Raw genomic sequence first — 18,280 nt, forward strand, 5'->3', positions numbered from 1 at the left:
CCCGGCGCCGCTGCGATGTTTGGCGTGGTGGTTCGCGTGGTGGTTCGCAGGAGGGCCGTAGGCGCTCGCGTGGGAGAGATGTCGTGTGGGGATGAGACGGGCGATCGACGCGCGCCGCCGGAGCCGGGGGCGACCGGGGGGTCTTGACCTCCGGCCCGGTGCGCGCGCCGACGCAGTTGGACGAGCGATGGAAGACCGCTGCCAGGAGGGCGGCGGCAGTTGGCTGTGCAGGCGCAGCTCCGGCGCGTGGGACCTGCAAAGGCCAAGACGCGCCCTCGAGCATCCGTCACCCGTCGGCGACGCGGAACTCGAACACCGCGTCGAACAGCGGCTGGTGCTGGGGGTCGCCGAGGTGCCAGCGCAGCACGGCCTCGTTGGCGGTGCGGGTCACTGGTTCGAAGTAGAGGAACCCGCGCATCTGGGTGCCCGGTGCCAGCGTGCCCCACGGCAGCGCCAGGCGCGGCACGTCGTCGCCGGCCGCGAAGGGCTCGAAGTCCATCGAGCGGCCGGGGTCGTAGCTGCGCTCGAGCTCGCGATCGTAGCGCTGCGCCGAGGCGGTAACGTCGGCATCGACGGCATCGAAGCTCGCACCCGCGTCGAGCAGCGCGTAGCGAAAGCCGCGGGTGTCGCGGAGCTCGAGATCGCCGGGCGCGAGCAGGATCGGCTGTGGGCCGAGGTTCGCGACCAACACATGGACGACGGCGACATTGTTGGGCAGCTGCTTGGGTTCGGCGTCCCAGACCCCGGTGGTGAGCACCACGGTGATGCCGGTGGCGTCGTCGTGGACGCTCAGCCGATGCTCACCCTCGGGCGAGACCAGCACGCCCGGGGCGCGGGTGCAGGCGGTGGCCAGCACCACGCATGCCCACGGCGAGAACCGCGGGCGAGCGCGCGGCGAGCTCGAGCGTGACCTTCGCGGCGACACCGTGTCGGGGTCAGGATAGCAGCGTGATGCCGCCACCGTCGTGGAGGATCTGCCGGGCATCGTCCTGGTCGAGATAGCCGCGCCGCAGGTCCTCGTCGCGCAGGTCGTCGAAGCGTCGGCGCACCAGCAGCGCCGCCTCCGCCAGGAGGGGCTGCGCCGCCACCGTCTCGCCGGCGTCCGCGAGCAAGCGCCCGAGGTGGTGGATCGATCGCACGCCGTCGAGCGGGGCGGCGCCGGCCTGGACCAGCGCGACCGCTTCGCGTTCGAGCGCGATGGCGTCGTCGATCCGACCCTCGCGATCGGCCAGGCGCGCGAGCACGTGCAGCGCGCGGCAGCGCGGCGTTCGCAGGCCGTGGGCCTGGGCGGTGGTCGCGACCTGCTCGGCGATCATCGCTGCGTTGGCGGCGTCTTCGTCGGAGGTGCCGTGCACCGCGAGCGCATAGGCCAGGCGCACGCGCGCGCGGAGCTCGATGCGGACATCGCCGCGCGTCACCGCGACGCGTGCAGCGTCGACCAGCAGCGCGCGCGCGGCTTCGAGGTCGCCGAGGTTGGCCATCACCACGCCGAGCTGGACGATGACGTCGTTGAACTCGCCGGGGTGGCCGACCGCCTCGTGCAGCTCGAGCGCCTTGCGCAAGCAGCGTTCGGCCCGGCGGTACAGGCCGATCGCCGCGTAGGTCGAGCCGAGGTTGGCGAGCTTGCGACCGGTGAGATAGCGGTCGCCGAGGTCGCGGTCGATGGCGAGCGCGGCCTTGAAGCAATCGACCGCCTCTTGGTAGTGCGTGCTGCGGCCCGCGACCTCGCCGAGCGCGTTCAGGAGGTTCGCCTCGAGTCGCGGGTTGCCGAGCTCGCGGGCGATGTCGAGGGCCTCGCCGTAGACGGTTCGCGCGTGGGCGAAGCGCCCCTGCGTGTTGGCGACCTGGCCGATGCTGCGCAGCAGTCGGCAGCGCTGCCGCGCGCCGCGGGGGCCGGCGCCGCAGTGTGCGAGTGCGTCGCGGGCGACCCGCTCGGCCTCGTCGAACTCGCCGCGCATGAACGCCAGCTCGCTCTCGAGCTCGCCCAACACCGCCGAGAACGCGGCCGCCTTGCCCTCGTTCTGCGCCGCGATGCGCTCGCGCAGCCTCGGGATCAACCGCTCGGCCTGCGCGATGCGCCCGACCTCGAGGTAGAACCGCAGCAGCCGAATCGACGCGATCACCACCTTCTCGGGATCGCCGAGCTGCTCGGCACACGCCAGCAGCTGTCGGACGTCGGCGCCCTGCGCCCGTCGTCGGCCCCACGCGCGGAGGATCCGTTCACGTCGCAGCAGCGCGTCCCACCGCCGCGGGTCGTCGGCCGCCATCGCGCGCAGGGCCTGGGTGAGGAAGTAGTGGGCCTCGACGTTGCCGGCGACCTCGTAGGCGCGCATCGCCGCCCGCATGGCGGGCTCGATGGCCTCGGTGCCGCGCTCGGCCTGCAGCAGGTGCTCGGCGATGGGACCATCGTCGTGCTCGGGCGCGTAGTCGGGCCGCGCGCGCCGGAGCTCGGCGCAGCGGCCGTGCAGCCGCTTGGCGGCCTCGGGGGCGATGCTCGCCCTGCAGACCTCGTGGAGGCTCACGGTCGCGAAGCGGAAGCTCTCGGCGTGGGGCGACTGGGTCGCGACGCGCTCGAGGAAGTGACGCGCGAGCAGGTTCTCGAGGCTCTTGGAGACGTTGCGCGCCAGCAGGTCCGACAGCTCCCCCGGCCGGAACGCGCGACCCAGCAGCGCGGCGCCCTGCAGGACCTCGCGATCGCTGCGCGAGAGCTCCTCGATGCCCTCGGCGAGCGCGGCCTCGACCGACGGCGGCAGCTCGATGGTGACGCCGCGCTGGCGCAGCGTGAGCAGGCGCCCGCTCGCACTCCAGCCGATCACGCCGCGATCGAGCAGCGATGCCAGCACCTGCTCGATGAAGAGCGGGTTGCCGCCGGTGCGGGCCAGCACCGCGTCGGCGAGTTCACCGGCGGCGGTCTCGTCCTCGAAGCGCCGCACGATGAGGTCACGGCGGGCGCGCTCATCGAGCTCGCCGAGATCGACGGTCGAGACGTTGGGCTCGCGGCGGATCATCTCGACCCGCAGGTGGCCGGGGCGACCGGTGCTGATGCCGAGGATCGGCCACGGGTGGCGCAGCTGGATCCACTCGCGCAGCAGCAGCACGCTCTGTTCGTCGTGGAAGTGGATGTTCTCGAGCACCACGAGCACCGGCCGTCGCTGCGCCAGCGCGGTGATGAGGCGACGGACCAGCCGCCACAGGCGGTCGCGTCGCGTGAACGGATCGAGCTCGCCGTCCTGGGCGTCCTTCAGGCCCAGCGCCGACGCCAGCGCCTCGGCCAGCCGCGTGCCGTCGGCGACGCCGTGCTCCGCCAGCCGCGCCGCGATCTGCTCGCGCGGGGTGTCGTGCTCGATGCCGAGGAAGCGCTGCAGCAGCTCGAGGAAGACCCCGAGCGGCACGTTGCGGCGCGACCAGCTGCCGGCGGCACGCAGCACCCAGCAGGCGGTGCGGGGCAGCGACGAGATGAAGCGCTCGACCAGCGCGCGCTTGCCCATGCCCGGCGAGCCCAGCACCAGCACCGCCCGTGACTCGCGGCTGCGGATGGCCTCGGCCAGCGCGTCGCGCAGCGCCTTGAGCTCGAGCTCGCGGCCGTAGAGCACCGTGCGACCGCCGGGCACCTGGTGGAGCTTGCGTTCGTCCTCGAGCGCGGGCCCGAGCAGCGGCGCGACATGCTCGAGCTCGTGGTCGACCACCGTCGCGGTGCCCGACACGCCGGCGGCGGGCTCGACGAAGCTGCCGTCGCCGAAGCGCCACGCGCGGACCAGCAGCTCCACGAGGTTGCCCGAGACCATCACGGGGCCCTCCATGAAGTGGCGCGCGACGTGGTCGAGCTGCTCGGCGACGCCGCGGCGCAGCTCGGCGAGCACGGGCCCCGCGCCGCTGCGCTGCAGCACCGCGGCGGCGTTGGCCACCACCAGGCCCAGCCGCCAGCCGGGTGCAGCCTCGCCGATGTCCTCGCGCAGCGCGAGCGCGACCCGCAGCGCACGGTCGGCATCGTCGGCGGTGCGCAGCAGCGTGCCGAACGCGATGATCGCCGCCCGCGGATCGGAGCGCAGCACCTGGGCGTCGCGCTTGAAGGCGATGTCCCGCACCAGCGTGGCGAAGCCCGACAGCTCGGCGACCGGGACCCCCGGCGCGACGCTCGGGGGCTCCAGCGCCGCGTAGACCACGACCACGCGCTGGGCCTCGCGGCTGGTGCGGCGCGGCATCGGCGTGCCGCCGGGATCGACGTCGCGTGAGGGCGCGTCGCCGGGCCCACCGGCGTCGAGCGCCGCGTGGCGGGCGAAGCGGGCCACGAAGTTCGTGAGCACCTCGTCGTCGACCACGGGATCGGCGCGGTGCAGGAACGCCGCGAGGTCGCTCTGCAGGGCGCGGGCGCTCTCGAAGCGCAGCGACAGATCGCGCGCGAGCGCGTGATCGACGATCGCGGCCAGCTCCGGCGGCACGTGGGGCGCGACCTCGTGCAGCGGCGGCAGCACCTCGGTGCGCACGCGATCGAGCGCGGCCATGCGGTCCTTGTCGCGGAACAGCAGCTTGCCGCCGAGCAGCTCGTACAGCACGATGCCGAGCGAGTAGACGTCGGAGCGCAGGTCGACCGCGCGGCCGAGCGCCTGCTCGGGCGACATGTACGCGACCTTGCCCTTGATGGTCTCCTCGCCGCCGCTGGCGTTGGGGCCGGCCTCGCCGCGCTCGCCGTCGATGCGACCGAGCGCGTGCTCGCGGGTGCGGGCGATGCCGAAGTCGAGGATCTTCACCTGGCCGGCATAGCTGACCATGATGTTGTGGGGACTGACGTCGCGGTGGACGATGCCGAGCGGCTGGCCGTAGTCGTCGTGCTTGCGGTGGGCGTAGGCCAGCCCGGCGGCGACCTGATGCGCGAGGTAGGCCGCGATCACCGGCGGGAACGCCTCGCCGGCGTTGCGCACCGCGTGGAACAGCCGCATCAAGTCGACGCCCTCGACCAGCTCCATCGCCAGGTAGAAGGTGCCGTGCACCTGGCCGAAGTCGAACACCTGCACGATGTTGGCGTGGTTCAGCGACAGGGCGATCTTGGCCTCGTCGACGAACATCCGCATGAACTCGCGCTGGGTCGCGAAGTCGCGGCGGATCTTCTTGATGACGACGCGCTTGGTGAGGCCCTCGGCGACGCGCACCGTCGCGAGGTAGACCTCGGCCATGCCGCCCTCGCCGAGCAGCTCGGTGAGGACGTAGCGCCCGAAGATCTGTGGCAGCTCGCGACTCACAGCGCCTCGATCACCAGGTTGTCGAAGTGGGTTTGCGCTTCCCAGCCCGAGAATGCGAAGTGGTCGTGGCCGGGGCCGCGCAGCGGCGCGGGGTCCTCGAAGTCGAGCAGCGGGCGGCCGTCGACCTCCCAGATGATCTCGGCGCCGGTGCGCGTGACCGCGAAGTGGTAGCGGCGCTCGGGCTCGACCTGTGGCGCAGTCGCGGTCTGTCGGTCGCGGCCGTGCTCGTTCTTCTTCGCGATCGCGTGCAAGGTGTTGTTCCAGCCGCCGAACACCAGCACGTAGCCGCTGGCGACGTAGTTGACCGAGCGTGCCACCGACACGCCGTCGCCGCACAGCTCGACCTTGACGTCGCCCTCCTCGGTCGCGGCCCAGGCGTCGAACTCGATGCGCACGTCGTCGGGCAACGCGAGGTCGAGCCACAGCGGATGGTTGCGGAGGTCGCGGAGCTTGAGCACACCGTGCTCGATCCACGCACCCTCGGCGGTCGCGTGCCAGCGCTCGCCGAGCACGTCGCGCTCGAAGTCGTCGCGGAAGATCTCGGTGCCGCCCTGACCGCGGCTGTTGTACGTGCGCGACTGCTCCTCGCACGCGAGTGTGGTCGCGGCGAGCAACAGCGCGCGTCGCCACTCACCACGTGCGTGCATCGGGGTCCCCCGCCAGCAGGCTCGAGAGCATGTTCCGCGTCGCGCTCGGGGCGTCGTCGGGGATGAGCGCGGTCGCGTCCAGGTCATCGTCGATGCGGTCGAGGGCGTCGGGGAGCGCGGCAGGGTAGAGCAGCATCTCGAGCAAGACCACGCCCGCGCTGAAACGATCGGAGGCCGGGCTCGCGCGGACCTGGCCGCGGCGCAGCTCCGGCGCAAGATAGCGCAGCGTGCCCGCCGGTGCTGCGGCTGCGGTGGGGCCCGCGCTCGGACCCGCGCCGGCGCCCGGCGCCGCGGCGGGGCTCTGGGCCAGCGCCACGCCGAAGTCGGCCAGCGCGATCTGTGAGCCCCGGAACGCCGTCCGCACCAGGATGTTCGCCGGCTTCACATCGCGGTGCACGGCCCCAGCGGCGTGCACCGCCTCGAGTGCGGCTCGCAGCTCGCCGGCGACCCGCGGGAGATCGGCTGGCCCGACCAGGCCGCGCCGCAGCGCCAGGCGCAGGTTGCCGCCGCGGCACAGCTCGAGCGCGATGAGCCGGTGACGCGGCTGCGCGTCGAGCAACGCGACCACGTGGGGGCTACGCACGCGCGCGAGCGTGCGCGCCTCGTCGAAGAACCGCGCATGCAGCACCCGTCCGGCACCGGCGCGGGCGTCGACCTCGAGCAGGCGCTTGATCGCGACCTCGCGTCCGACGTGGCGATCGTAGGCCTGGTAGACCACCGCGTGACGGCCACGTCCGAGCGGTCGCGCGAGCTCGTAGCGCGCGAGGCCGAAGGCGTCCTGGCCCTCGAGCTCCTCGAGGCCATCGAGCAGCGACAGGCCGCGGGCGGTCTGCGGCGTGGGCACGCCGCGGCGTGCGAGCGCCTGGGTCGCGAGCTGCCAGCCCCGCAGCGCGCGGCGATGATCGATGTCGAGCGCGAGCACGGCCTCGAAGTGGCGCAGCGCCGCGTCGGCGTCGCCCTGCTCGAGCAGCTGCTCACCGAGCATGAGGTTGGTACGCGCGTGGATGCCCCCGCGGACCCACCGCGTGGCCTCGGTCTGCGGCAGCGACAACACCCCCTGCAGCAGCGCGACGCCGAGCTCGGCGTCGATGGCGTCGAGGAGCTCGCGCGCGAGCATCAGCGCGAGCTCCGGCTGCGGCGCCGCGCGCAGCCGGGTGGCCATCGCGACCATGGCCCCGCGCAGGAAGCCCGCGTGGCTGAGTGCGCGCAGCTCGGGCTCGAGCGCGGCGCTCGGCTGCTCGCGCGCGAGCGCGTCGGTGAACGCGGCCAGTCGTGCGACCTCCTGCGGCCGCGCGGCGCCGTCGGCGAAGCGGGCGACGATGGCGTCCGCCGCCGGCAGCAGCGGGTGCCCGACGGTGCCGCCGAGCATGCGATCGACCCACGCGAGGCTCATCCGATCACCTCGAGCGAAAGCGGCGCGTCGCGCAGCGCGATGCGATCGCCGCGCAGGAGATCGATGCAGGCACCGGGCTCGAGCGGCTCGCCGTCGAGGTCGACGCGCAGGCCCGAGCGGAAGTCGAGCGCCACGCGATTGGCCTCGAACAACACCCGCGCGGGCACGGCGATGTCGCGGCCCAGCCACAGCGGCCCGCCCTGCGGCAGCCACACCAGCTGCACCGGATCACCCGCGCGCGTCACGATCGCGCCGTGGTCGTGTCCGTCGGTGGTGCGCAGCGGCGTGATCTCGAGCTCGGCGTGGCTGCCGAGCGCGAGCAAGGCGGTCTGCCCCAGCTCGAACGGCTCGCCGGCGATGAGCGGCTCGCCGTCGACGAAGCTGCCGGCGCGGCTGCCCAGATCGATCGCGACCACCCGCGTGCGCTCGCCGCTGGCGTCGAGCCGCAGCGCGACGTGGTGGCGCGACAGCGAGGCGCCGCCGAGCGTGAGCGAGGCATCGGGCGCGCGGCCGATCACCAGCGACAGCGCACCGTCGAGGCGGGTGCGTCGCTCGCCACCCCAGCGCAGGTCGACCCGTAGGCCGCGGACCATCGCGCGCTCGAGTCGTTCGAGCCGCGCGAGCAGGGGCGCCCGCACCACGCCGTCGCGGCGGCGCTCGCCGTCGGTCTGCTCGCGCAGCAGCGCGAAGGCCTGCGCGCGGCGGCCACTGGCGAGCGCGCGGTCGACCTCGCGCTCGAGCGCGCGGGCGGCCTCGTCGCGCTGCTCCTGGTGCTCGAGCACCGCCAGCACCAGCTCGAGTCGGGCGATCTCGCCGCCGCGCTCGTAGGCCGCGGCCGCCCGCACCAGCAGGCCCAGCTCCTCGTAGAGCTCGCCGGCGCGGGCGCCCTCGTCGGCGTCGTCGAGCGCGCGGGCGGCCTCGAGCTTGTGCGCACGCGCCGACGCGGGATCGTCGATGACGTCGGCTTCGGTCAGCAGCGCCTCGGCGAGCGCGAGGTGGAGCAGTCGTGATTCGGGCGTGGCGGCGGGGTGCCGCGCGCAGCCCTCGCGCAGCACGTCGATGCGTTCACCGCGATCGCGCAGGGTCCGTGCGGTCTCGAGGCGCAGCAACGCGGCCTGGGCGTGCTCGCCGGCGTACTCGAACACGCGCGCCGCCTCGAGCAGCTCGCCGGCTTCCTCGAGCGCGATCGCAGCGCGCAGATCGGGGCGCAGCGTCGCGCGACGTCGCAACCATCCACGGCCACCGCCGGAGCCGCCCTCGTCCATCACCGCTGCACGCCTGGGCGCCCTCACCATCGTCGTCCCATCCCGGCCGCCGGCGGCCCGACGGCAGCGGGGCCAGCTTTGGGGTTCCTCGCAAGCCTAGCAGGCAAACCGCCGTGCCCGACGACCCTCGCGCCAGGCCCCCCCTCGCACGCGGTCGGTCGCCGGCCTTCGACCTGGTATGCTGCGCCCGCAGATGCCGCAGACCTTGCTCGAGCCGGTGGCCGCAGGCCAGACGCGCTTCCGCATGCAAGGGCTTTCGTCCGACGCACGCGGCATCGCCATCGGCCGCGAAGTGCTGGTCGTATTGCCCTCGCTCGACGCCCTGGTGTCCTTCCTCGGCGCCTACAGCGACGAGGCCAGCCTCGACGATCTGCTGCCGACGATGACACTCGAGCAGGCGCGCCGTCAGGGCGGTGGGCACGCGACGCTGGTGCGCTGCAACAGCAGCGATGGCTACGCGGTCGATCGCCTCGCGCGGCTGGCCGTGGCCGCCCGTGGCGCGCTGTACACCGGCGGCGGCACCACCTTCGTGCGCTGGCGCGATCGCGAGGCGCCGTTCGGCTACGACCTCGCCGAGGTGATCCAGCCCGGGCGCGACGAGCTGGTCGTGATCGATCTCGATTTCGTCGCGCACTACGGCACCACCCACCGCATGGATCCGGTCGAGCTGATCCAGCGGCTCGAGCTGCGTGCGGTGCCGATTCCACTCGGCGGGGTCTCGCGCGACCCCGAGCTGTGCGGGCTCAAGGAGATGGCACTCGTGCTCGCCGCGCCGTCACTGGCCCAGCGGGTGTTGCGGTACCTGTGGCGGCTCGAGGTCGCGATGGCGGGCTACTACGTGCGGCTCGCCGGCGATGCCCAGGCCTCGCTGCTGCTGCGACTGCGACAGCCGCGGGCGCGCGTGGTCGACGTGCTCGCGGGCGTGCCCGGCATCGAGCTGCTGGCGCCGGTGTCGGGCCGCGCCGCCGTCGAGATCGGCTGGCGCCACCCGATCCAGCTCGCGACCGCACAGAGCTGCCTGCCCGGCGACGAGATGTTCCTCTTCCGCGGCACCGTCGGCCGCGTCGAGCGACTCGACGGTCCGCCGCGCTTCATCGATGGTCGCCACCTGGTCGAGTCGAGCGTCGCCGGGCGGCTGCGCGACATCGGTCAGCTGCGCGACGCGGAGCTCGAGCCGCTGCGGGTCGAGCTCCGCATGCGTCGGGCCCAGCTGGCCCGCGAGCCCCGTGCGGTGGTGATCGCGTGGGACCAGGTCAAGCTGCTGCGCCACCTGGTCTACATGCTGCCGCCCGCGGCGCTGGCCGCCGCGCGGCTGGTGCCGCTGGATGCCGGCGTGGTCGTGCTCGCGAGCGCCGGCTCGCTCGGTCGCAACGCGCCGTCGGCCGCCGGTCTCGGCGCGGGCGTGTTGCTGCCGCTGGGCCAGCGGCTCGGCGAGGTCGCGCCCGGCGTGCTGGTGCCCGACGGCCACGAGCTGTGGCCGCGCGTGCGACCACAGCTGCTGCGCGCGTTGCTGGGTCTGGGCCCCGAGGATCACGCGCTGTACCTGTCGCCGGTCGCCGATCCGATCCGCGTGCGACCCGAGCAGCTGCGGCCGCTCGACGCCGCGCTGATCGGTCGGCTGACGCTCGACGAGCCGTCGCTGGTGACGCCCGAGATGCCCGCCGTGGGGCCCGGCGTGGTTCGCAACCAACGCCTGGGCCGCTTCGCGCTGTGGGGCTTCGGCGGCGAACCGCCGGCCTCGCCGCGTCGCGCCGAGGACGGCGAGGGCGAGCCGTGAGCCGCGAGCTCGGCATTTTCGTCGAAGACTTCGTGGTGCCGCTGCTGGGCGGCGGTGACGTGTGGGTCGGCCGCCCGCTGCGGCCGCGCGATCGCGACGAGTGGGCCCGCGCGCTCGGCCCCCGCTCGGCGCCGGCGCTGCAGTACTGGCGACTGCGGCGCGCGCAGCTGCTGGTCGCCAATCCCTCGCTGCCCGAACCCGACGCCGACGAGCTGGGCCTCTGGCTCGGGCTGCACAACCTCCTGGTCTTCGATCACCCCGATCGCGCGCGGGTGTGGACGCGTGCGACCACGTGGCGACGCCTCGAGGGCGCGACGCGGACGCTGCTCACGTTGCCGCAGCCGGACGACGTCGGCGAGCTGGTCGCGCGCCACGTCACCGTCGGCGCCTTCGTCGAGCTGCTGCGGGCCGAGCTGGTGCTGTCGACCCCGGTCGGCGAGCTGCGGGCGCTCGCGGTCGAGCCGGCCGGTCGCAGGCGATTGCGCGGCACGGTTGCGAACGCCCGCGAGCGCGCGGTGCCGTGGTTGCCCGCCAACCACGCGCCGGAGACCGAGCGCCTCGTGCACGACGCACTGCGGGTGTCACCGCTGACGTGTCTGCTGCGACCGACGATGGCGCCGCCCGGCTGGACGCCGCTGCACTGCGGCGCGCTGCTGCAGGACCGGGGGCTCGCACGGGCGGTGTGCCACGCGTGGGCGCAACAGAAGGACTGGACCCGCCACGGCGGCGCCGTGATGTCGGCCCTGTTGCCGTCGCTGCCCGGCGCCGCGGCCCCGCCCCATGTGATCTCGGGCGCCCAGCTGGCGCTGCCCGGTGCGGTGGTGGCCTGCGAGCCCGCCGATCTCGCCGCGCTGGTCGGCGCGCTCATCCACCTGCACCTGCTCAAGGTGCTCGAGCTCGACACGCGGGTCGGGCTCGCGCTGGGCAGCCGCGACCCCGGCATCCTGGCCTTCTTGGCGCTGCCGCTGCTGCTGCCGGCGGTGGCCGAGGTGACCGGGCTGCCGATGTCGATGTCGACCGACACCGGCCCGACCGCTGCCATCGCGCGCCGCTGGACCGAGTACGTCGATCACCTCGAGGAGCTGGTGCCCCGCAGCGTGGTCGAGAATCTACTATCCACCCTGGTTCCCCGCATCGTAAAACCGTCGTGAGCATGCAGGACCCCCCCATCGCGCGCCCGTCCGTCTCGATCCCGGAGCTCGCGCGGCGGCTACAGGACGGCGCTCGTCAGCTCGAGGCGCAGTTCCTCGGCAAAGAAGAGATCATCCGCCTGCTGTTCGTCAGCGCGCTCGCGGGCGAGCACCTCGTGATGGTCGGCCCGCCCGGCACGGCCAAGAGCGCGCTCATCCGCCAGTTCGCGCAGGTCATCGAGGCCCGCTACTTCGACTACCTGCTCACGCGCTTCACCGAGCCCAACGAGATCTTCGGCCCGGTCGACATCCAGGCCTTCCGCGAGGGCACCTACCGCCGCCGTCTCGAGGGCATGTTGCCCGAGTCGGAGGTGGTGTTCCTCGACGAGATCTTCAAGGCCAACAGCGCCATCTTGAACAGCCTGCTCACGCTGCTCAACGCGCGCCGCTTCACCCACGGCAACGTCGCCGTGCGGGTGCCGCTCATCTCGCTGTACGCCGCCAGCAACGAGGTCCCCACCGACGAGGCGCTGTCGGCGTTGTTCGACCGCTTCCTGCTGCGCGTGCGGGTCGACTACCTCGACAGCTATCACTTCCGCGGCCTGCTGCAGAAGGGCATCGAGCTCGAGGCCCGCGGCATGAATCCCGATACGCCGCAGCTGCGTCCGGTCATCAGCGCCCACGAGCTGCGCGAGCTGCAGCGCAACTTCGGCAACCTGCTGCGCTTCTCCGAGGACTTCCTCTCGACCTTCAAGGGCCTGGTGTTCCAGATCCGCTCCGAGGGCGTGGGCCTCTCCGATCGCCGCATCGTCAAGCTGCTCAAGCTGTTCGCCGCGTCTGCGGTGTTCGACGGCCGCGACGTCGTCAACGACAGCGACTTCTTCGTGCTGCGCCACGTGTGGAACACCCCCGAGCAGGAGGAGATCCTGCAGGAGGTGGTCGGGCCGGTGCTCGATCAGTGGTACGAGCACCACCCGGATCAGGCCCGCATCGGCGCGACCCCGACCAACCTGCAGGATCTGCTCGACGAGCTGCGGGTCATCCGCGAGACGCTGACCGGCAGCGAGGTGCTGAGCGACATGCAGCTGTTCAGTCAGCTGCGCAACCTGGGCGACATCAAGGCCGCGCTCGGCCGCATGCCCGACAACCCCGCGGCGCAGCGCATGATCGTCGAGGTCGACAAGCTGCTCGAGACCATGTTCGCGTCGAGCCGCTTCGTCTAGAGGGACCCGCCCGCCATGCCGCTGACGCTGCCCAGCACGATCGCCACGCGGGCCCTGGTGCCGTGGGGGCTCGACTTCGAGTCGGGCATGGTCCCGCCGTATCCGTACCCCGACTTCCACGGTCGACTGGGCGAGCAACGACGGCTGCGCGAGTGGCTGGGCGCGACCGACCGCGCGGTGCGACCCCGCGGTGGCGCGGCGCTCGTGACCGGCTTTCGCGGCGTGGGCAAGAGCCTGCTGGTCAACAAGGTGCTGTTCGACGCCGGCATGCAGGGCCTCTTGGGCTTGGCGTTCGCCGATGGCGACGCGCCCGCGGACGAGCGCTGGGGCCCGTTCGCGCGCAGCGACCTCGAGCAGGTGATCGAGGAGCGGCGGCTCAACGATCAGGCGGTGATGTTCTTCCCGGTGCGGGTCGAGATCGCCGACGCCATCGAGCCCGACAAGCTGTTCAAGCGCCTGCTGCGTCGCACGTACTTCGCGGCCGCGCACAACCACTTGGGCGCGCTGCGACCCGACCTGCTGCGACGGCTCCGCTTCGCGTACCTGCGCACGCTCAAGGGCGCGGAGATCGAGCAGTACGAGGGCTTCAAGAGCCGCTTCGGGCTCGACTTCGACAACGTCGGCAAGCTCGAGGTCACCGCCCAGCAAGAGTGGGAATTCGCCGAGACGCTGAAGCTGGTCGCGGGCCCGCTCGACATCGAGGAGGCCGAGGACGAGATCCTCGAGTTCGGCCGTGGGCTCGGGGCCTCGCGGGTGGGGCAGTCGCGCGGGGCCAAGTCGCGCGCGAGCTCGTGGGTGCGCCGCACCCTCGACGAGTTCCAAGCCGCGTGGTCGGGCACCCAGGGCCTGCGCATCCACCTGGTCTACGTGTTCGACGAGCTCGACAAGCTGGCGTCGGACTTCGACAGCAACGCGCGTCGCGACGGCCAGCTCAGCATCGCCACCGAGGTCGTCAATCGCTTGAAGGGGCTGTTCACCACCGGCGAGATGTCGTGCGTGGTGATCGGTGGCATCTCGCTCGAAGAAGCGTGGGCGCGCGAGGAGATCCGACACGACTCGGTGCTGCGCTCGCTGTTCAGCCCCCACGTCTACGTGCCGCAGCTCGACGCCGCGGATCTGCGCGAGCTCGGCTACGAGGGCGACGCGTCGGTGCGGCTGGCCGCGCTGGCGACCCGCGGTCGCTACAAGCACCTCATCTGGTACGGCGGCGGCGACGAGAGCCGCGTCGAGTCGCGGCTGGCCGACGTCGTCGGCGCGTGGGGTCCGGCGCCCAGGGGCCCGCTCGAGCCGCAGCAGTGGGCCGAGGCGCTGGCCGGCGCCAGCGATCTCACTGCGCTGGCGGAGTTCCTCTACTCGACGATGCCGGTGCACCTCGACCCGCTCTTTCGCTGGGATCTCGCGCGCACGGTGGTGACGGTCGAGTTCCAGTCGATGCGCTCCGACGTGCAGTCGGTCGATCGTGACGCGGTCGCGCGGGTGGTCGAGAGCAAGCAGCTCGACCTCGTGCTCGAGCGGCTGCGGGCCTTCGTGGCGCGCTCGCCGGGCGCTCCGCAGGCACGGCTGCGCTCGGAGTCCCATCGCCACACCGCGGCGGCGTCGTCGCTGACCTCGACCACGCCGCAGGGCACGCTCGATCGCTCGGGCGGGAACGATCCCAAGCGGTAGCAGGGTGCGGAAGAACGCGACGCGTTCTTCCGAACACCCTGCCCGTGCCCGTGCCCGTGCCCGTGCCCGTGCCCGTGCCCGGAGCACCCCGACCTCAAGCCGCCCGCGCATAGCGGCTCGGCGGCTGCCCCACGTGCCGCGTGAACGCGGTGCTGAAGGTGCTCGCCGAGCCGTAGCCGACCCGCTCCGCGACCTCGGCGATGCGCACGTCCTGGCGCCGCAGCAGGTCGCGTGCGACCGCCATGCGCCACGCCAGCAGGTACTCCATCGGCGGCACCCCGACCGCACGGGTGAAGCGATCGAAGAACGTCGAGCGTGACAGCGCCGCGAGCTTGGCCAGCTGTGCGACCGTCCACGGCTTGGCGAGCTGGGCGTGCATCTGCCGGATCGCCGGCGCCAGGCGAGGATCGCCGAGGCCCCGCAGCAGCCCGGGGTGGCTGTCGTCGTCGGCGCTCGCGCGCAGCGTCTCGATCAGCAGCACCTCGACCAGCCGCCGCAGCACCAGCTCCCGCCCCGATCGCCGGGCCTGCGACTCGTCGCCGACCAGACGCACCAGCGTCGCGAGCCGCTCGACCCCACGCACGTGCACGAGCGCGGGCATCAGCGACACCAGCAGCGCCGCATCGGGTGAGTCGAACTCGAAGTAGCCGCCCTGGATGCGCGCGTCGGCGCGACCGTGCTGGTTGCCGTGCCGGACCTCGTCGCCGGTCGCATCGCCGGCGACCGGCGTGATCCGTCGCGGCGCGACCGGCTCGAACCCCGACATCGTGAAGCTCGGCGTCGCCGGCAGCAGCACGAAGTCGCCGCCCTGCAGCGTGATGGGCTCGGCACCGTCGACCGCGAGCCGGCACGCGCCCTCGAGCACCGCGCAGAAGCTCGGCTGACCGAACGCGGCATAGCGGACACCCCACGCCCCCGCGCCGCTGATGGCCTTCGAGAACACCGCACGGGGTTGCAGCAGGGCGATGACTTCGGCGAGCGGGTCGACCATGTCCGGACGATAGCAGATGAAAACCGGACTGTGCATCGCAGCGAGTCCGAGCACGCGGGGCTACCTTGCCATCACCGGCCGCCGCGAGCGGTCGCCACCAGGCGCGACACCCATGTCCAAGATCTCCGACGATCCCCGCATCGACCCCCGTCTCAAGGCCGTTTTCGGCGCCATGCCCGATGCCCCGAACCCCGGCGACGTGCCCGATCGCGCGACCCTGGTCGCCGAGTTCGCGCGTCCGGAGGTCCGCCAGCTGTTCGCCGCCCAGACCGCCATGTTCGACGCGATGGACGACGAGACGGTGGCGCCCTCGCGCGGGCTGGTGCTCACGAGCGAGCGCTTCTCCTCGACGCTCGGCGGCAACACCCTCGCGGTGCAGATCATCCGCCCCGACACCACCGCGCCGGTGCCCTGCGTCTATTACCTGCACGGCGGGGCGATGCAGTTCTGGTCCTGCTTCGACGGCATGTACCGCGCCTGGGGTCGGGTGATCGCGGCCTGCGGCGTCGCGGTGGTGATGATCGACTTCCGCAACGCGCTGGTGCCGTCGTCGTCCGGCGAGATCGCGCCGTTCCCCGCCGGACTCGACGATTGCGCGGCCGGGCTCGCGTGGCTGCACGAGCATCATCGCCGGCTCGGCATCGACCCGGCGCGCATCGTGGTCGCGGGCGAGAGCGGCGGCGGCAACCTCACGCTCGCGCTGGGCCTGCGACTGCTCCGCGAGGGCCGCCAGAGCCTCGTGAAGGGCCTGTACGCGCTGTGTCCGTACATCGGCGGCCGCTGGCCGAACCCCGAGCATCCGTCGTCCTTCGACAACGACGGCATCCTGCTCGAGCTGCACAACAACCGCGGCGCGATGGCCTACGGCATCGACGCGTTGGATCGGCGCGACCCGCTGGCGTGGCCCGGCTTCGCCGCCGAGGCCGATGTCGCCGGACTCCCGCCAACGGTGATCCACGTCGACGAGTGCGACCCGCTGCGCGACGAGGGCATCGCGTTCTACCGCTTGCTGCTGCGCAGCGGCGTGCCGGCCCGCTGCCGCCAGTCGATGGGGACCATCCACGGCACCGAGATCTTCACCGCCATCTGTCCCGACATCAGCCGCGACGCCGCCCGCGACCTCGCGGCCTTCGCCACCGCCTGAACCCACCGATTTCGACACCGATCCACACGCGAGAGAAGGAGCCGATCCCCATGAACGCAAGCTACGGATTCCACGCGGTCATGACCGCACGCCCAGGCCATGGCGACGCGCTGGTCGCACTGCTGCTCGAGGCCACCGCCCCTGGCGGCCCAGCGGCGAACGACGACTGCGTGCTGTACCTGGTCGCTCGCTCGGCGAGCGCACCCGAGGTCGTGCACGTGACCGAGGGCTGGACCTCGAAGGCAGCCCACGCCGAGAACTTCGCGCGGCCGCAGTCGCAGGCCTTCGTCGCTCGCATCGCCGCGCTGGTCGAAGGCCAGGCGGAGTACCACGACGTGGTGCCGCAGGGCGGCGTGCTGCGCGGGCAGGGGGCGCGATGAAGACCGTCGACGACGGCGAGAGCCTGCGCTACCCCGCGGGCGCCGACGCGATCGCACTCGCGCGTGGGTGTCGCTGATGGCACGCCGTGGATCCCTCGCGGTGGTGTTGTCGGTGGTCGCGCTGGCGGTCGCGATCGGCCACGCGTACCTGTGGCGACGACTGGTGCACGACGTCGGTTGGCCACCGTCGTGGTCGCGCGCGCTCACGTGGGCCACGATCGGCATCGCGGTCGCGACCCCGCTCGCGGTGCTCGCCGGCCGCGTGGTCGCGCCGCGGTGGTCGCGGTGGTGGCTGACGCCGACGTACCTCTGGATCGGCACCGCGACGCTGGCGTGCGCGGCGTTGCTGGCGGTCGATCTGCTGCGCGCGGTGCTCGGCGCACCGACGCCGCGCGCCGGGGCGCTCGCGGTGGTGCTGTTCACGCTCGTGGCCGCCGCGTGGGCGAGCGTCGAGGGCCGCCGCGTCCGGGTCGTGCGCGTCGAGGTGCCGATCGCACGGCTGCCCCGTGCGCTCGACGGGCTCACGATCGTGCAGCTGTCCGATCTGCACGTGGGGCCGATCCTCGGGCGACGCTTCGTCGAGCGCGTGGTCGCGACCACGCAGGCGCTCGCCCCCGATGTCGTCGCGATCACCGGCGATCTGGTCGACGCCCCGGTCGCCGAGCTCGACGCCGACGTCGCCGCGCTCGCGCGGCTGCGGGCGCCGCTCGGTTGCTACTTCGTGACCGGCAACCACGAGTTCCACGTCGACGCCGACGCGTGGTGCGATCACCTCGGCCGGCTCGGGGTCCGCGTGCTGCGCAACGCACGGGTGACGCTCGCGCGCGGCGGCGCGAGCCTCGAGCTCGCGGGCATCGACGACGACGAGGGCGCGCCGCCGCAGCTCGCCGCGGTGCTGGCGGGGCGCGATCGCGAGGTGCCGCTGGTGCTGCTCGCCCACCGACCCCACGTGATCCGGGCGGCGGGGCGCGAGGGGGTCGACCTGCAGCTCTCGGGGCACTCCCACGGCGGGCAGCTGTGGCCGCTGCCGTGGCTGCTGCGCCTCGATCGCCTCGGTCGTGCGGGGCTGCGGCGCTTCGGCGCGACGCAGCTCTACGTCAGCTGCGGCACCGGCCACTCGGGCCCGCCCATGCGGCTCGGTGCGCCCGCCGAGATCACGCAGATCGTGCTGCGCGCCCACGGCTGAGCGCGCCGGTCGGGGCCGATGCTGCGGGCGCGGCACCGCTCGGGCCCCGCTCGGAATCGCATTGCGGCGCCGCGCTCGTGCGCGCGCCGACGTTCTCGGCGCAGTGATGCTCGATGCGCCGGGCGGCGCGATGCCCTCGGGCGGCGCGCCTTGCTGGTATTTCCGCGGCCCGGCCGCGGCGGGGTCAGGTGGCGGCCGGTGGATCGATGGTGCATGCTGGTCGCCGGGTCGTCTGGACCCTG

Annotated in this window: 13 protein-coding genes; 7 read left to right on the plus strand and 6 right to left on the minus strand. The window is 73.0% G+C overall.

Annotation, left to right across the window (positions count from 1 at the left end; all coding sequences use genetic code 11):
* Positions 1 to 286: 286 nt before the first annotated feature.
* Genes IPH07_04000 through IPH07_04020 form a run of 5 tightly spaced genes read right to left on the minus strand, consistent with a single transcriptional unit; the run spans position 287 to position 8,572 of the window.
* Positions 287 to 925: a hypothetical protein gene (locus tag IPH07_04000; protein MBK6916544.1), complete on the minus strand. Its 639-nt coding sequence runs from the start codon at positions 923 to 925 to the stop codon at positions 287 to 289.
* A gap of 10 nt (positions 926 to 935) precedes the next feature.
* Entirely contained in the window at positions 936 to 5,237 is a 4,302-nt protein-coding gene (locus IPH07_04005) for a protein kinase (GenBank protein ID MBK6916545.1), read from the minus strand.
* The gene (locus IPH07_04010) at positions 5,234 to 5,884 is read right to left on the minus strand and encodes a hypothetical protein (GenBank protein MBK6916546.1); all 651 of its coding nucleotides are present in this window, start codon (positions 5,882 to 5,884) and stop codon (positions 5,234 to 5,236) included. Before IPH07_04010 ends, IPH07_04005 begins: the two co-directional genes overlap by 4 nt.
* The gene (locus tag IPH07_04015) at positions 5,868 to 7,277 is read right to left on the minus strand and encodes a serine/threonine protein kinase (GenBank protein ID MBK6916547.1); all 1,410 of its coding nucleotides are present in this window, start codon (positions 7,275 to 7,277) and stop codon (positions 5,868 to 5,870) included. The genes IPH07_04010 and IPH07_04015 overlap by 17 nt, the downstream gene beginning before the upstream one ends.
* Entirely contained in the window at positions 7,274 to 8,572 is a 1,299-nt protein-coding gene (locus IPH07_04020; protein ID MBK6916548.1) for an FHA domain-containing protein, read from the minus strand. Before IPH07_04020 ends, IPH07_04015 begins: the two co-directional genes overlap by 4 nt.
* 163 nt (positions 8,573 to 8,735) lie before the next feature.
* Between IPH07_04020 and IPH07_04025 the strand changes: the two genes are divergently transcribed.
* Genes IPH07_04025 through IPH07_04040 form a run of 4 tightly spaced genes read left to right on the plus strand, consistent with a single transcriptional unit; the run spans position 8,736 to position 14,337 of the window.
* Positions 8,736 to 10,319, plus strand: a complete 1,584-nt coding sequence (locus tag IPH07_04025; GenBank protein ID MBK6916549.1) for a hypothetical protein — start codon at positions 8,736 to 8,738, stop codon at positions 10,317 to 10,319.
* Positions 10,316 to 11,470, plus strand: a complete 1,155-nt coding sequence (locus tag IPH07_04030; protein ID MBK6916550.1) for a hypothetical protein — start codon at positions 10,316 to 10,318, stop codon at positions 11,468 to 11,470. Before IPH07_04025 ends, IPH07_04030 begins: the two co-directional genes overlap by 4 nt.
* Positions 11,471 to 11,472: 2 nt before the next feature.
* Positions 11,473 to 12,672, plus strand: coding sequence for an AAA family ATPase (locus IPH07_04035; protein ID MBK6916551.1), 1,200 nt, complete (start codon positions 11,473 to 11,475; stop codon positions 12,670 to 12,672).
* A gap of 15 nt (positions 12,673 to 12,687) precedes the next feature.
* The gene (locus IPH07_04040; GenBank protein MBK6916552.1) at positions 12,688 to 14,337 is read left to right on the plus strand and encodes an ATP-binding protein; all 1,650 of its coding nucleotides are present in this window, start codon (positions 12,688 to 12,690) and stop codon (positions 14,335 to 14,337) included.
* A gap of 94 nt (positions 14,338 to 14,431) precedes the next feature.
* Here IPH07_04040 and IPH07_04045 read toward each other — a convergent pair whose 3' ends face one another.
* Positions 14,432 to 15,328 (minus strand): AraC family transcriptional regulator, encoded by an 897-nt coding sequence (locus tag IPH07_04045; protein MBK6916553.1) that lies wholly within the window; start codon positions 15,326 to 15,328, stop codon positions 14,432 to 14,434.
* A gap of 112 nt (positions 15,329 to 15,440) precedes the next feature.
* On the opposite strand from IPH07_04045, the gene IPH07_04050 reads away from it, so the two are divergent.
* From IPH07_04050 to IPH07_04060, 3 genes are all read left to right on the plus strand, one after another.
* Entirely contained in the window at positions 15,441 to 16,472 is a 1,032-nt protein-coding gene (locus IPH07_04050; protein MBK6916554.1) for an alpha/beta hydrolase fold domain-containing protein, read from the plus strand.
* A 50-nt stretch (positions 16,473 to 16,522) separates the two neighbouring features.
* Positions 16,523 to 16,852, plus strand: coding sequence for an antibiotic biosynthesis monooxygenase (locus IPH07_04055; GenBank protein MBK6916555.1), 330 nt, complete (start codon positions 16,523 to 16,525; stop codon positions 16,850 to 16,852).
* Between the two features lie 76 nt (positions 16,853 to 16,928).
* A complete protein-coding gene (locus IPH07_04060) occupies positions 16,929 to 18,038 on the plus strand; it encodes a metallophosphoesterase (protein MBK6916556.1) in 1,110 nt (369 codons plus the stop codon).
* Positions 18,039 to 18,280 lie beyond the last annotated feature (242 nt).

Source organism: Deltaproteobacteria bacterium (genome assembly GCA_016709225.1).
In the GTDB taxonomy this organism is placed as follows: domain Bacteria; phylum Myxococcota_A; class Polyangia; order Nannocystales; family Nannocystaceae; genus Xiheibacterium; species Xiheibacterium phototrophicum.